The sequence below is a fragment of the Microbispora sp. NBRC 16548 genome, assembly GCF_030268985.1.
Classification (GTDB): domain Bacteria; phylum Actinomycetota; class Actinomycetes; order Streptosporangiales; family Streptosporangiaceae; genus Microbispora; species Microbispora catharanthi.
In genome coordinates, this window is record NZ_BSSF01000039.1 from 1 (window position 1) to 13,743 (window position 13,743).

The window sequence follows — 13,743 nt, forward strand, 5'->3', positions numbered from 1 at the left end:
AGGCACCCGAGTCATAGGGGAAGTTGCCGTTGGCGGCCGCGGAGCCCCGGGCGAGGAACAGCGTCCAGATGATGTTGAAGATCATGAACAGGACCAGCCAGGCCCCGCCCAGGTGGGAGCCGGAGAAGCGGGAGCCGCGCCCGAGCTTCTTCGGCGAGTTCTTGATCCGGATGGCGGTGAACGCGACCAGCCCGAGCAGGCAGGCGACCGCGATGAAGTCCTGTAGGAAGCCCAGCACCGGCCAGGTCCCGATGAGCGGGATGTGGAAGTCCGAGTGCCCGGTGATCGCACCCTGGATGATCGCGCCGTACGCCTCGATGTAGACGGTCAGCAGGATGAAGAACGCCCACATGACGAAGAAGTGGGCGGTGCCGGAGGGGGTCCACTTCAGCAGCTTGCGCTGGCCGAAGACCTCGACCAGCTGGGCCTTGATCTCGGCGCCGGCGTGTTCCTTGGCGTACTCGATCCGCTCCGGGGCCGGCTGGCCGCTGGTGGCGAGCCGGTAGAGGAACAGCACGCGGCGGCCCGCCAGTGCGACCGCCACGGCGGTCGCGACGAGGCCCACAATCGCTACCCAGAGCACGAGTCCCTCCCATATCGAACGTCGGCGGCCAGCGTAGGAGCGCGGCGCCCTCGCGTGGGCGGGGAGTCCCGCCCTGTGGATAACGCCTACGCTTCCCGAATGGTACCGGCGAGTAACTTATCCTGGGTCACGCTCGGCGAGTGGCACTGGTCACTGCGTTTCCCGCCGACGGCACGATACTAGAACAAAGCTCTACAAGAGGGTATGAGAGGGGCGCTCGTAATCTATCCGGCCAGGTAACGCTGCATGGTGGGGCCCAGCAGCGCGACGATCTCCTCGACGTCGGCGGAGGCCATCGGTTCGAACCTGAGGATGTACCGCGTCATGACCACGCCGAACAACTGCGCGAAGGCCGCTTCCATCCGCAGCGGCGGAACGTCCAGCGCCTCGGCCACCCGGCCGAGGACGGCCGTCGTGAAGAACTCCCGGACCATGCCGACGGCCTGCTCGTTCACCATCGCCGTCCGCACCAGCCCCAGCAGCGGCTCCCTGGCCGCCGGGTCCGCCGTCATCGTCAGGATGAAGCGGACGAGGCGCTCGCCGACCTCCTCACGCGGCCCGGACAGGATGAGGGGAAGCACCGACGAGGGGTCCATCGGCAGCCGCATGGCCGCGACGAACATCCCCTCCTTGCTGTCGAAGTAGTGATGGACGAGAGCCGGATCGACACCGGCCTCCCGGGCGATGCCGCGGATCGTCGCCTTGTCGAACCCCTTCTCCGCGAAGACCCGGCGCGCCGCGGCCAGGATCTCCCCGCGGGTGTCCGCCGCGCCCGGACGGCGGCCGGGTCGCCGCCCCGGTCGCCGCCTGCCGCCCGAGACCTCCGGCACCTCCGTCGTCACGTCGCTCCCCGCTCCAGCTCAGCCCCTGCGGCCCACCGCAAGATACACGCGCATGGGGACGGTCAGCCGCCCGTCGGGAAAGACTCGGCCGAGCTCGGCGCGCTCCCGGGCGAGCAGCTCCGCCACCACGTCGCCCTCCATCCTCGCCATGTACGAGTGGGAGCGCAGGTCGGTCAGGAAGTCCTCCAGCCGCACCGACCTGGTCCAGTCGACCCAGGTCTTCGCCACGACGAGGCCGGCGTCGGACATGGCCGCGGCGATCGGCGGCATGCTCCACCCGGGCAGCACGGGCCCGATATAGCCGGGGCACGACTCGGCGAGCCGCACCTGGTTGGCCGCCAGCCAGTCCGCCTTGCCGGGGTCCACGCTGTTCCACCAGCCCGCGACCGCGCCGCCGTCCCCGGTCACGCGTACGGCCTCGGCCACCGACAGCGCCGGGTCGAGCCAGTGCCACGACTGGGCGTACGTCACGAGGTCGGCCGCGCCCGCGCGGAAGGGCAGGTCGTTCCCGTCGGCCAGCAGGGCCGGGCACGCCGTACGGGCGCGCAGGCGGGCCAGCATCCGCTCGCCGCGGTCCACGGCGACGACCCGGGCGCCGCGGTCGAGCAGGCCCCGGGTCGAGATGCCCGTGCCCGCTCCGACGTCGATCACGGTCGCCCCGGCGAGCCGGACCCCCGACAGGGTCTCCAGCGCGACGTAGAGGGCCTCCGGGTAGTGCGGCCTCGCCGCGTCGTACTCCTGGGAGACGCGGTCGAAGACCCGATGGCTGTCCGCGAGCCGCTCGTTCATGAGGCCGTCGACGAGGCGGCGTAGTGGAGCCTCGCGAAGGCGAGCGCCTCGGTCAGGTCCTCGATCCGCTCGCTGCGGCTGGTGGCCTTGCGCGTGTTGATCTCCAGGACGATCAGGCCCCGGTAGCCGTTGCCGGCCAGGCGTTCCAGGATCGGCCCGCAGGGCTGCGACCCCCGGCCGGGCACCAGGTGCTCGTCCTTGTTGGTGGTGCCCACCCCGTCCGCCAGGTGCAGGTGGGCCAGCCGCTCGCCCAGTTTGGTCGCCATCTCCATCGCGTCGGACCCGGACACCGCCGTATGGGACAGGTCGAGCGTCACGTCGGGGAAGTCGTAGTCGACGGGGTTCCAGTCCGGCGCGTACGGCACGACCTCGTTGCCCCTGGCCCGCAGCGGGAACATGTTCTCCACCGCGAAGACGACGTCGGTCTCCTCGCGCATCCGGGCCAGGCCCTTCTCGAACTCCTTGGCGTAGTCGCGCTGCCAGCGGAAGGGCGGGTGGACGACGACGGTCTGCGCGCCCAGCCGCTCGGCCGCCTCGCGGGCCCTGCGCAGCTTCAGCCATGGGTCGCGGCCCCATACCCGCTGGGTCACCAGCAGGCAGGGCGCGTGCACCGCAAGGATCGGGATCTGGTAGTGGTCGCGCAGCCGTTGGAGGACCTCGATGTCCTGACTGACCGGGTCCTGTCCCACCATGATCTCTACGCCGTCGTACCCGAGCCGGGCGGCCAGTTCGAAGGCGTCCGGCGTACGCTCCGGGTACACCGACGCCGTCGACAGCGCCACCTTGCCGCTGGGCACGCGGATGTCACTCATGAGGCCAGCCTCCCCTGGCGGCCCCCGGGCACGTTCCAGTCCCGTGGCCGTGGCCGTCCGTTCGCTCCCTGCGCCCGTTCACGGATCCAGCCTAAGCCGCACCCGCGCCGTACGCCGCTTCGCCACAATCAACTACCCAAGGTCGCGAACTAATGTGGGGCGCATGGCACGGATCGTGAGCGGGGCCGTACCCAGTCCGAACATCTGGAACACTCCCCAGATCTACGAGCTGGAGAACCTCGCCGTGGGACCCGCGGGCGCGGCCGAGTCGGCGATGCGGGCCGTACGGCCCTGGGACGGCGCGACCGTGGTCGAGATCGGCTGCGGCAGCGGCTTCCACCTGTCCACGCTCGCCGCGTCCGCCGGGCGGGTCGTGGGCGTCGAGCCGCACGGCGGCCTGGCCGCCCAGGCCGCCGCCCGCTGCGCGTCGCTGCCCAACGTCTCGGTGCGTACGGGCACCGCGCAGGCGCTGCCCCTCCCCGACGCGTCGGCCGACGTGGCGATCGCGCGATGGGCGTACTTCTTCGGGCCCGGCTGCGAGCCCGGCCTGCGCGAGCTGGGGCGGGTGCTGCGTCGGGGCGGCGCGGCCTTCGTGGTGGACGTGGACGCCTCGCGCGGCGCGTTCGGCCGCTGGTTCCGCCGATCGCTGCCGTCCTACGCCCCGGAGGCCGTGGAACGCTTCTGGTCCCGGCAGGGCTGGCGGCGCGAGGAACTGGACCTGCGGATGACGTTCCGTTCCAGGGCCGACCTGGAGGCGGTGCTGCGCATCGAGTTCACGCCCGAGGTGGCCGGCGAGGCGCTGCGGGAAGTCGAGGGCCTGGAGATCGACTACCCGAACGTCCTGAGGTGGCGGGAATTCTGAATCCGGGCTTGACCTTGTCACCGGCGTCAAGCTTTACCGTCGTGCCCAGGGAGTGTCTGGCAAATGCTGCCCGTCGCGAGCGGGGGCCAGGTGGATGCATCGCAAGGCGGAGGAGGAGCCGATAACAGCGTTATCGGCGACGACGACAACGCAGCGAGGCGCCGCCTGGCCCCCGCGCAGCAGGGCTTGATTTGTCAGGCACGATCCAGGACAGCCGAGGAGGGCCGATGCGGATCGGCGAGCTGGCCCGGCGTGCGGGAGTGAGCCCCCGAGCGCTGCGCTACTACGAGCAGCGGGGGCTCATCCGGTCGCGCCGCTCGGCGAACGGATATCGCGAGTACGACGAGTCGGACGTCCGAATCGTCACCGAGATCCGGGAGCTGATGTCGGTCGGCTTCACGCTGGACGACGCCCGCCCGTTCGTCGACTGCCTGCGGTCCGGACACCCGTCCGGGGGCTCCTGCCCCGAGTCTGTCGCCGTCTACCGGCGCAAGCTCGCCGAGATCGACCGGCAGATCCGCGACCTGCTGGCCCGCCGCTCGGAGGTGGCCGCACAGTTCGCCGACGCCTGCCCCGGCTGCCTGCTGACACGACGAGGAGAGTCATGATCACGCTGACCGCGGAGAACTTCGACGAGCAGGTGCTGCACAGCGACAAGCCCGTGCTGGTGGACTTCTGGACCGACTGGTGCCCGCCCTGCAAGATGATCGCCCCGATCCTGGAGGAGATCGCCGCCGAGTACGGCGACCGCCTCACCGTGGCCAAGATCAATGCCGACGACCACCCCGAGATCGCCCAGCGCTACAACGTCCTGGGCTTTCCCACGCTGAACCTCTACCGGGACGGCGAGATCGTCCAGCAGATCAGGGGCGCCAAGCCCAAGCGCCTGCTGCTCGCCGACCTCGCGGGCCACTTCTAGTCACGTCCGTCTGCCGAGAGCCGCTTATATAAGTGTTGACTTCTATAAGCGGCTATCGGCATAGTGGGCGCGTGCACGCATTCGACGCGCTGGGGGATCCGGTGCGACGCCGGATCCTGGAGCTGCTCTCCCAAGGCGAGCAGACGTCGGGGGCGCTCACCTCCGTCATCCGCGCCGAGTTCGGGATCTCTCAGCCGGCCATCTCCCAGCACCTGCGAGTGCTCCGCGAGTCAGGACTGGCGTCCGTACGGGCCGAGGGCACGCGGCGGCTGTACGCCGTGGAACCCGAGCCTCTGCGGGAGGTCGACGCCTGGCTGGAGCGGTTCCGCGGCTTGGGGGAACAGCGGCTCGACGCGCTCGGCACCGAACTGGCGCGGGGCAGACGGGAGCAGCGACTCGGACGGCGGCACGGCGGCGGCGATGCCCATCACGCTGCCCATCACGCAGCCCACGACGGACGAACCGACGAGGAAGAGCGGCAATGAGCGACTTCATCGACCAGATCAACGAAGTACACCGCGCGGTCGGCACGCGCGACCTGCAGGAAGGCGAGGCCCGTACGGTGCTGCTGCGGCGCACCTACGACGCCGGGATCGAGGACGTGTGGGACGCCTGCACCGATTCCGAGCGGATCAGCCGCTGGTTCCTTCCGGTGAGCGGCGAGCTGAAGCTCGGCGGGCACTACCAGCTCCAGGGCAACGCGGGCGGGGAGATCCTGCGGTGCGAGCCGCCCCGGCTGCTGCGGGTGAGCTGGCTGTTCGGCGAGAACCCCGGCTTCAGCGAGGTCGAGGTGCGGCTGAACGCGGAGGGCGACGGCCGCACCGTGTTCGAACTGGAGCACGTCGCCGTGGTGCCGCCGGAGTTCTGGGACCGGTTCGGACCGGGGGCCACGGGCGTCGGCTGGGACCTGGCGGTGCTCGGGCTCGGGCTGCACCTGCGCGGCGAGATGCTCGACGACCCCTCGGCGTGGGAGCAGTCGGAGGAGGCACGCGAGCTCATGAGGCTCAGCAGCGACCTGTGGGGCGAGGCATACCGGGCCTCCGGCGCGCCGGAGGACGTGGTGACCGCCGCGGTCGCCGGCACCACCGCCTTCTACGTGCCGGAGAAGCCGGCGAACTAGTTCTCCGCCTTGCCGCCGCTCTTCCGGAAGGGATTGTCGGCGGCGGCCGGTAACCTCCCGCACGTGAGCAAGGCAGCGAAACCGGCGTACCGGTGCGGCGAGTGCGGCTGGACCACGGTCAAGTGGGTCGGCAGGTGCGGGGAGTGCCAGGCGTGGGGCACGGTCGAGGAGGCCGGGGCCCGCCAGGGCGTCCACGTGGTCAAGCCGGGCGCGGTCTCCGCCCCCGCCGTCCCGATCGGCCAGGTGAAGGCCGAGGCCGTCAGCTCGCGGACGACCGGAGTGCCCGAGCTCGACCGCGTGCTCGGCGGCGGCCTCGTCCCGGGCGCGGTCGTGCTCCTGGCGGGAGAGCCGGGCATCGGGAAGTCGACGCTGCTGCTGGAGGCCGCCGCCCGCACCGCGAGCGGCGAGACCGTCCTCTACGTGACCGGCGAGGAGTCGGCCGCCCAGGTGCGCATGCGCGCCGATCGCATCGGCGCGATCGAGGACAGGCTCTACCTGGCCGCGGAGACCGACCTGTCGGCCCTGGTGGCGCACGTCGAGAAGGTGCAGCCGAGCCTGCTCATCGTCGACTCGGTCCAGACGATCGGCTCGGCCGACGCGACCGGAGTGCCCGGCGGCGTGACCCAGGTCAGGGAGGTCGCCGGCAACCTGGTCCGCCTCGCCAAGGAGCGGGCCATGTCCACCGTGCTCGTCGGCCACGTCACCAAGGACGGCACGATCGCCGGGCCCCGGGTGCTGGAGCACCTGGTGGACGTCGTGCTCCACTTCGAGGGCGACCGCAACTCGCGGCTGCGCATGGTGCGCGCGATCAAGAACCGGTTCGGCCCGATCGACGAGGTGGGCTGCTTCGACCTGCACGAGCGCGGCATCACCGGGATCACCGACCCCAGCGGGCTGTTCGTCTCCCGCCATCCCGAGCCGGTGCCGGGCACCTGCGTCACCGTGACCATCGAGGGCACCCGGCCGATCCCGGCCGAGTTGCAGGCCCTGGTCGGCCCGACCGAGGCTCCCCAGCCCCGCCGCACGTCCTCCGGCCTCGACTCCTACCGGGTGGCGATGGTGCTCGCCGTCATGGAGCGGCGGCTCAACGCCAAGATCGGCAAGTGCGACGTCTTCACGGCCACCGTGGGCGGGATCCGCCTGACCGACCCCGCCGTCGACCTCGCGCTGATGCTGTCGGTCGTCAGCGCGGCCGGCGACCAGGCCCTGCCCGCCGGGCTCGTCGCGCTGGGCGAGGTCGGCCTGGCCGGCGAACTGCGGCCGGTGCGGGAGGTCCGGCGGCGGCTGGCCGAGGCGGCCCGGCTCGGCTTCACCAGGGCGCTGGTGCCCACCGGCTCGCTGGAGGAGGAAGGCCCACGTCTGGAGGCGTCGGCGAGCCGCGGCCGGCTCGTGGCGCTGCGCTCGCCGACCGGCCGCACGACGCCGTTCGCGCCGGGCTTCGAGGTCACGGAGGTGGAGAACGTGTGGGACGCGCTCAACCTCATGAGGTCATCGAGGTGATCGGTCGTCACACCGGTGAGCACGGCGTCACGCCGGTAAACTCTGTTGCCTGCCCCGTCGGCCGTGGCCTCGCCCCCGCGCCCCCGAGGGGCTTCACAGGGCGCCCGCGGAGCGCCTCGCGGATCTCGCCGCGACAAGGGATCGGTAGGAAGACGATCTGACGGATAACGACCGGGCGAGCCCACTGGGGTGCATGTGCTGGACAACGACAAGGCGATCGACGACCGCAGAAGGGCCGTGCTCGCCGCGCTCGCCCCGGGGACGGCGCTGCGTGACGGGCTGGAGCGCATCCTGCGCGGCCACACCGGCGGCCTGATCGTCCTCGGGTACGACCGCACGGTCGAGGACATCTGCACCGGCGGGTTCACGCTCGACGTCGAGTTCTCCGCGACCCGCCTGCGCGAGCTGGCCAAGATGGACGGCGCGATCGTGCTCGACACGGCCCACCTCAGGATCGTGCGGGCCGCCGTGCACCTCGTGCCCGACCCGGCCATCCCCACCGACGAGTCCGGCACCCGGCACCGCACCGCGCAGCGGGTGGCCAGGCAGACCTCGCTCCCGGTCATCGCGATCAGCAAGTCGATGCGGATCATCGCGCTCTACCTCGACGGCATCCGCTACGTGCTTGAGGAGTCGGCCGCGATCCTGTCCAAGGCCAACCAGGCCCTGGCGACGCTCGAACGCTACAAGAAGCGGCTCGACGAGGTCTCCGGCAACCTGTCGGCCCTGGAGATCGAGGACCTCGTGACGGTCCGCGACGTGGCCGCGGTCGTCCAGCGCCTGGAGATGGTCCGCCGCATCGCCCGCGAGATCGAGGGATACGTCGTCGAGCTCGGCACCGACGGGCGGCTGCTGTCGCTCCAGCTCGACGAGCTGTTCGCGGGCGTGGAGACCGACCGCGTGCAGATCATCCGCGATTACGCGCCCGGCTCGCTCGGCGCGCGTCCGTATGGGGACGCCGACGCCATGCGGGAGCTGGACGAGCTGTCCTCCGGCGACCTGCTCGACCTGTCGAAGGTGGCGCAGATTCTGGGTCACCACGGCGGCGACGCGCTCGACACGCCGGTCAGCCCACGCGGCTTCCGGCTGCTCACCAAGGTCCCCCGCCTGCCCGGGGCGATCGTCGACCGGCTCGTGAGCCACTTCGGCGGCCTGCAGAAGCTGCTCGCGGCCAGCACCGACGACCTCCAGGCCGTCGGCGGCGTGGGCGAGACGCGGGCGCGCAGCGTCCGCGAGGGCCTGTCCCGGCTCGCCGAGTCGTCCATCCTGGAGCGCTACCTGTAGGTCTCGGTCAGCGCAGGTGGAAGACGATCTTCGGACTCTTCAGCCGGCCCGAATGCGCGGTCGCGACGTACGTGCCGGGGTCGGCGGGCGACCGCTTGCCGGCGCACGTGCTCCCCGACCGGTGGCGGTCCCACCGGATCGAGCGGACGTAGGGGATGCCGCGCTCCAGCAACTGCCTGTCCACGCCGTCGCCCGCCACGCAGTCGGCCGTCGACCACACGCGCTCGCCGCCCGACAGCACCCGCATCTCCAGCGTGCGCGGCCCGACGTCCACCGTGCACTCGACCTTGCCCGTGCTCACGACCGTCAGCAGGAAGGTCGGCGTGACATCCTTGCCGTACACGTCCTGGCCGGCCTGCAGCGCGAGCACGAGGTCCTTCTCGTCGCAGGGGTCGCCCGGGCGCCGCGGCTTGCCGGGCGAGGGCGATACGCCCGCGGAAGCGGACGGCGACGGCTGCCCCAGGACGGCGGCGCCGGAGACGGCGGGCGTCTTCGGAGCCAGCCCGGCGGGCAGCGAGACGACCAGCCGGTCGGAGGGCGTCGCCTTGACGGCGGCGGCGGTCTCGTCCGGCCGTCCGGAGGCGCTGCTGCACGCCCATGCCACGACCGCCACCACGACGAGCATCCCCGTGAGCACCGACACCCGGCGGCGCCAGTAGACGTCCGCCCCCTCGACGCCCACGTCACCACGGAAAGTGTCCGGATCCATACGCACAGTATGGAGAGCCCTGGCGGGCCAGAGGTAACGGCTCGCTGAACCTTGTCCTTCTCCAGATCACAGCCTCGCCGGGTCTTTGCGCAATCGGGCGCCGTACGCTCCGCAGCGCGGCTCTCGGTACAGTCGGGGCGTGTCCGCCTCCTTGCGTGAGCCCATCCTCGACTGGTACGCCGAGCACAACCGCGACCTGCCCTGGCGGCGTCCCGACGCGACCCCGTGGGGCATCCTGGTGAGCGAGATCATGCTCCAGCAGACGCCCGTCGCCCGGGTGCTGCCCGTCTGGACCGAGTGGATGGAGCGCTGGCCCACCCCGGAAGCGCTCGCGAAGGAGTCCCCCGGCGAGGCCGTACGCCACTGGGGGCGGCTCGGCTACCCGCGCAGGGCGCTCAACCTCCACGCGTGCGCCCGGGCCGTCACGGCCGACCACGGCGGCCGCGTGCCGTCCACCTACGACGAACTTCGGGCCCTGCCCGGGATCGGCGACTACACGGCGGCGGCCGTGGCCAGCTTCGCGTACGGCGGCAGCCACGCGGTGCTGGACACGAACGTGCGGCGGGTGCTCGCCAGAGCGGTGCGCGGCGAGGAGTACCCGCCGAAGGCGCCCACGGCGGCCGAGCGGCGGCTCGCGGAGTCACTGGTGCCCCCGGTGGGCGCGCCTCGCTGGGCCGTGGCCGTGATGGAGCTGGGCGCACTGGTCTGCACGGCCAGGGCGCCCCGCTGCGAGCGCTGCCCGGTCACCGCGCAGTGCGCCTGGCGGCTGGCCGGGCGTCCGGCCCACGACGGCCCGGCGCGGCAGGGCCAGACGTACGCGGGGACCGACCGGCAGTGCCGCGGGCGCCTGCTCGCCGTGCTCCGCGAGGCGCACGGGCCGGTCCCCAAGGAGGCGCTGGACGCCGTCTGGGCCGACCACGTGCAGCGCGAGCGCGCACTGGACGGCCTCCTGGACGACGGCCTGGCCGAGGTACTCCCCGACGGCACCTACCAGTTGCCCTCCTGACGCCTTGGGCGCCTGTCAGGCGGCGAGCTTGAGGCCGAGCGCGGTGAGGTTGCGGCGGGTCCAGTCGAGCTCGTCGGCGAGCTTCGCCACCAGGGCGGCGGGCCCCTTCGCCTTGGGGGAGGTCAGGTCGTGGGCCTCCACCTCGACGTGCGCGGTGCCGTTCACCGCTCCGGACAGGATCGCGGTGAGCGTGTCGGCGATCACCGGCTGGGTGCTGGGGATCTCCTGGCTGTGGTTGTGCACGTGGCTCAGCTTGACCACGGGAGCCCCGGCGAGAGCCAGCCCGCGCAGCGCCGCGTCGGGCTCCTCTGCGCCGCAGGACAGGTGGCAGGCGTCCAGGCAGACGCCGAGGTGATCGGAGTCGATGTCGCAGACCCGCTCAAGGGCCTGCTCGGTGGTCTCCAGCACGCAGCCCGGCCAGGGCTCGAAGCCGACCCTGACGATCTTGCCGGTGACGCTGTAGAGGCCGCGCAGCTCACGCGACAGCCGTTCGAGCCGGCGGGAGGCGATGGTATGCAGGTCGGCGGGCCAGTCGCGGCGCCAGCCGATCGGGATCGTGGAGATGCTGCCCGACTGGACGTCGTCGGGCAGCAGGAACGCGAGGATCTTCGCCAGCGCCATGGTGTAGCGGTAGCGCTCGGGCTTGGCCCAGTCGGGTCCGGGAACCTCCTGGTTGCGCCCGCCGGTGCCGTTCAGGCTGACGCACTCCAGGCCGCGCTCCTCCAGCGACCGGCGCAGCCGTACGAGCTCGATGCGATCGGCGATGAGGTGGTCCGCCACGGCGGGAGCCAGCCACAGGCCGACGCCCAGCCGGTCGACTCCCAGCTTCCTGCGCACCGGCACGGCGTAGCGCGTGAGGTGGGCGATCAGGTTCTCCAGATCCTCGGCGGGATGTACGCCCGCGTTGTAGGCCAGGTGAACCAGCGTCCCGTCGTCGTGCAACAGGCGCATCAGGTGCCTCCAAGGGCTTGTGCACTTCCGGACCGCCAATTCGCCCACAGGGCGTGTCCCGACCGCATGGGACTCCGGTCCTCCTACCGCCGGGATCTCTCCCGGGCGGACCGAGCTTCCCTCGTGCGCCCGGTCCTACGCGTCCGCCCCGCAGCGGATTGTCCGGTACGCCGCAGGGATGACATGCCGTCCACCCGCGCATATGGCATACCGCGAGCGGACTCTACACAGTGTAGTACTACGTCCGGTGGCGTGATACCGGTTCTCACCTTCTCGGCACGAAGGTGACCGCACCGTGACCGAGGTACGGCGGAAAACGCCGAGGGGCGCTCCTCACGGAGCGCCCCTCGGGTGGAACGGGTTATCGCAGGCGGATCAGCGCTGGACCGCCTCGGCGATGGAGGCCGCAGAGTCCGGGACCGCCGGGCTCTTCGCCTCACCGGTGAAGGTGAACTTCGCGGCGTCGCCTTCGCCCTCGATGTCGATCTTGACGACCTGGCCCGGCCGCAGCTCGCCGTAGAGGATCTTCTCCGACAGCGTGTCCTCCAGCTCCCGCTGGATCGTGCGGCGCAGTGGACGGGCGCCCATCACCGGGTCGTACCCGCGGTCGGCCAGCAGCTGCTTGGCGGCCTGGGTCAGCTCCAGGCCCATGTCGCGGTCCTTGAGCCGCTCGGCCACCTGGGCGAGCATCAGATCCACGATCTGGATGATCTCCTTGGGCGTCAGCTGGTGGAAGACCACGATGTCGTCGACGCGGTTGAGGAACTCCGGCCGGAAGTGCTGCTTGAGCTCCTCCTGCACCTTGGCCTTCATCCGGTCGTAGTTCGACTCGGTGTCGTTGGCGCGGGCGAACCCGACCCCGATGCCCTTGGAGATGTCCCGGGTGCCGAGGTTGGTCGTCATGATGATGACGGTGTTCTTGAAGTCCACCACCCGGCCCTGGGCGTCGGTCAGCCGACCGTCCTCCAGGATCTGCAGCAGCGAGTTGAAGATGTCGGGGTGGGCCTTCTCGATCTCGTCGAACAGGACCACCGAGAACGGCTTGCGCCGCACCTTCTCGGTCAGCTGGCCGCCCTCTTCGTATCCGACGTATCCGGGCGGGGAGCCGAACAGCCGCGAGACGGTGTGCTTCTCCATGAACTCGGACATGTCGAGCATGATCAGCGCGTCTTCGTCGCCGAACAGGAACTCCGCCAGCGCCTTGGACAGCTCGGTCTTACCGACACCCGAAGGACCGGCGAAGATGAACGACCCACCCGGACGGCGCGGGTCCTTCAGACCGGCGCGGGTGCGGCGGATCGACCGCGACAGCCCCTTGATCGCGTCGTCCTGACCGATGATCCGCTTGTGCAGCTCGTCTTCCATCCGGAGCAGCCGCTGGGACTCCTCCTCGGTCAGCTTGAACACCGGGATGCCGGTGGCGGTGGCCAGGACCTCGGCGATGAGCTCCTCGGTCACCTCGGCGACGACGTCCATGTCGCCGGCCTTCCACTCCTTCTCCCGCCGCTCCCGCTTGAGCTGCAGCTGCTTTTCCTGATCCCGCAGCGCCGCGGCCTTCTCGAAGTCCTGCGCGTCGATCGCGGACTCCTTCTCCCGCCGGACGTTCGCGATCTTCTCGTCGTACTCGCGCAGGTCCGGCGGCGCCGTCATCCGGCGGATCCGCATCCGCGAGCCGGCCTCGTCGATCAGGTCGATCGCCTTGTCCGGCAGGAACCGGTCACTGATGTACCGGTCGGCCAGCGTCGCCGCGGCCACCAGCGCGCCGTCGGTGATCGACACCCGATGGTGCGCCTCGTAACGGTCCCGCAGACCCTTGAGGATCTCGATCGTGTGCGACAGCGACGGCTCGGCCACCTGGATCGGCTGGAACCGCCGCTCGAGCGCGGCGTCCTTCTCCAGGTGCTTGCGGTACTCGTCGAGCGTGGTGGCACCGATGGTCTGCAGCTCACCGCGGGCCAGCATCGGCTTGAGGATGCTCGCGGCGTCGATGGCGCCCTCGGCGGCGCCCGCGCCGACCAGCGTGTGCAGCTCGTCGATGAACAAGATGATGTCGCCGCGGGTGCGGATCTCCTTGAGCACCTTCTTCAGGCGCTCCTCGAAGTCACCGCGATAGCGGGAACCGGCCACCAGCGCACCCAGGTCGAGGGTGTAGAGCTGCTTGTCCTTCAGCGTCTCGGGCACCTCACCCTTGACGATCTTCTGCGACAGGCCCTCCACCACGGCGGTCTTGCCCACACCGGGCTCACCCACCAAAACCGGGTTGTTCTTGGTCCTGCGGGAAAGGACCTGCATGACCCGCTCGATCTCCTTGTCCCGGCCGATCACCGGGTCGAGCTTGCCCTCCCGCGCGGCCTGCGTCAGGTTAC

General features: G+C 70.9%; 14 protein-coding genes and 1 pseudogene. 8 read left to right on the forward strand and 7 right to left on the reverse strand.

Annotated features, from left to right (window positions below; translation table 11 throughout):
- The 4 genes and pseudogenes from QSK36_RS42680 to QSK36_RS42695 all read right to left on the reverse strand — a co-directional run.
- Nucleotides 1-583, reverse strand: a pseudogene (locus QSK36_RS42680) (Fe-S oxidoreductase); the annotation flags it as partial.
- Nucleotides 584-807: 224 nt separating this feature from the next.
- Nucleotides 808-1,425 (reverse strand): TetR/AcrR family transcriptional regulator, encoded by a 618-nt coding sequence (locus QSK36_RS42685; RefSeq protein ID WP_240809210.1) that lies wholly within the window; start codon nt 1,423-1,425, stop codon nt 808-810.
- Between the two features lie 18 nt (nt 1,426-1,443).
- A complete protein-coding gene (locus QSK36_RS42690; RefSeq protein ID WP_183543343.1) occupies nt 1,444-2,214 on the reverse strand; it encodes a class I SAM-dependent methyltransferase in 771 nt (256 codons plus the stop codon).
- A complete protein-coding gene (locus QSK36_RS42695) occupies nt 2,211-3,026 on the reverse strand; it encodes a sugar phosphate isomerase/epimerase family protein (RefSeq protein WP_183543341.1) in 816 nt (271 codons plus the stop codon). Before QSK36_RS42695 ends, QSK36_RS42690 begins: the two co-directional genes overlap by 4 nt.
- 163 nt (nt 3,027-3,189) lie before the next feature.
- On the opposite strand from QSK36_RS42695, the gene QSK36_RS42700 reads away from it, so the two are divergent.
- From QSK36_RS42700 to disA, 7 genes are all read left to right on the forward strand, one after another.
- Nucleotides 3,190-3,888 carry a class I SAM-dependent methyltransferase gene (locus QSK36_RS42700; protein WP_285786397.1) on the forward strand — a complete coding sequence of 233 codons (699 nt, stop codon included), beginning with the start codon at nt 3,190-3,192 and terminating at the stop codon, nt 3,886-3,888.
- Between the two features lie 227 nt (nt 3,889-4,115).
- Nucleotides 4,116-4,496, forward strand: coding sequence for a MerR family transcriptional regulator (locus tag QSK36_RS42705; protein WP_182900678.1), 381 nt, complete (start codon nt 4,116-4,118; stop codon nt 4,494-4,496).
- A complete protein-coding gene (gene trxA / locus QSK36_RS42710; RefSeq protein WP_030512307.1) occupies nt 4,493-4,807 on the forward strand; it encodes a thioredoxin in 315 nt (104 codons plus the stop codon). Before QSK36_RS42705 ends, trxA begins: the two co-directional genes overlap by 4 nt.
- A gap of 71 nt (nt 4,808-4,878) precedes the next feature.
- On the forward strand, nt 4,879-5,292 hold the full coding sequence (locus QSK36_RS42715) for an ArsR/SmtB family transcription factor (protein ID WP_183543337.1): 414 nt from the start codon (nt 4,879-4,881) through the stop codon (nt 5,290-5,292).
- Complete coding sequence (locus QSK36_RS42720; RefSeq protein ID WP_183543335.1) at nt 5,289-5,927, forward strand: SRPBCC family protein; 639 nt, start codon at nt 5,289-5,291, stop codon at nt 5,925-5,927. The genes QSK36_RS42715 and QSK36_RS42720 overlap by 4 nt, the downstream gene beginning before the upstream one ends.
- Nucleotides 5,928-5,990: 63 nt before the next feature.
- Complete coding sequence (gene radA / locus QSK36_RS42725) at nt 5,991-7,427, forward strand: DNA repair protein RadA (protein ID WP_183543333.1); 1,437 nt, start codon at nt 5,991-5,993, stop codon at nt 7,425-7,427.
- 195 nt (nt 7,428-7,622) lie between these two features.
- Nucleotides 7,623-8,711: a DNA integrity scanning diadenylate cyclase DisA gene (disA, locus tag QSK36_RS42730; protein ID WP_285786398.1), complete on the forward strand. Its 1,089-nt coding sequence runs from the start codon at nt 7,623-7,625 to the stop codon at nt 8,709-8,711.
- Nucleotides 8,712-8,718: 7 nt separating this feature from the next.
- Here the strand turns inward: disA and QSK36_RS42735 are convergent, their stop codons facing one another.
- Nucleotides 8,719-9,420 (reverse strand): hypothetical protein, encoded by a 702-nt coding sequence (locus QSK36_RS42735; protein ID WP_285786399.1) that lies wholly within the window; start codon nt 9,418-9,420, stop codon nt 8,719-8,721.
- Nucleotides 9,421-9,559: 139 nt separating this feature from the next.
- On the opposite strand from QSK36_RS42735, the gene QSK36_RS42740 reads away from it, so the two are divergent.
- A complete protein-coding gene (locus QSK36_RS42740) occupies nt 9,560-10,426 on the forward strand; it encodes an HhH-GPD family protein (RefSeq protein WP_139577616.1) in 867 nt (288 codons plus the stop codon).
- Between the two features lie 15 nt (nt 10,427-10,441).
- Here QSK36_RS42740 and QSK36_RS42745 read toward each other — a convergent pair whose 3' ends face one another.
- Nucleotides 10,442-11,377 carry a TIM barrel protein gene (locus QSK36_RS42745; protein WP_182900684.1) on the reverse strand — a complete coding sequence of 312 codons (936 nt, stop codon included), beginning with the start codon at nt 11,375-11,377 and terminating at the stop codon, nt 10,442-10,444.
- Between the two features lie 375 nt (nt 11,378-11,752).
- On the reverse strand, nt 11,753-13,743 hold a 1,991-nt coding region (locus QSK36_RS42750), incomplete at its 5' end, for an ATP-dependent Clp protease ATP-binding subunit (RefSeq protein WP_285786400.1).

Coding starts and splice junctions, on each gene's coding strand:
- QSK36_RS42745 (WP_182900684.1), bottom strand. CDS start 11,377: ATGCGCCTGTTGCACGACGACGGGACGCTGGTTCACCTGGCCTACAAC.
- QSK36_RS42690 (WP_183543343.1), bottom strand. CDS start 2,214: ATGAACGAGCGGCTCGCGGACAGCCATCGGGTCTTCGACCGCGTCTCC.
- trxA (WP_030512307.1), top strand. CDS start 4,493: ATGATCACGCTGACCGCGGAGAACTTCGACGAGCAGGTGCTGCACAGC.
- QSK36_RS42735 (WP_285786399.1), bottom strand. CDS start 9,420: ATGGATCCGGACACTTTCCGTGGTGACGTGGGCGTCGAGGGGGCGGAC.
- QSK36_RS42705 (WP_182900678.1), top strand. CDS start 4,116: ATGCGGATCGGCGAGCTGGCCCGGCGTGCGGGAGTGAGCCCCCGAGCG.
- QSK36_RS42695 (WP_183543341.1), bottom strand. CDS start 3,026: ATGAGTGACATCCGCGTGCCCAGCGGCAAGGTGGCGCTGTCGACGGCG.
- QSK36_RS42720 (WP_183543335.1), top strand. CDS start 5,289: ATGAGCGACTTCATCGACCAGATCAACGAAGTACACCGCGCGGTCGGC.
- QSK36_RS42700 (WP_285786397.1), top strand. CDS start 3,190: ATGGCACGGATCGTGAGCGGGGCCGTACCCAGTCCGAACATCTGGAAC.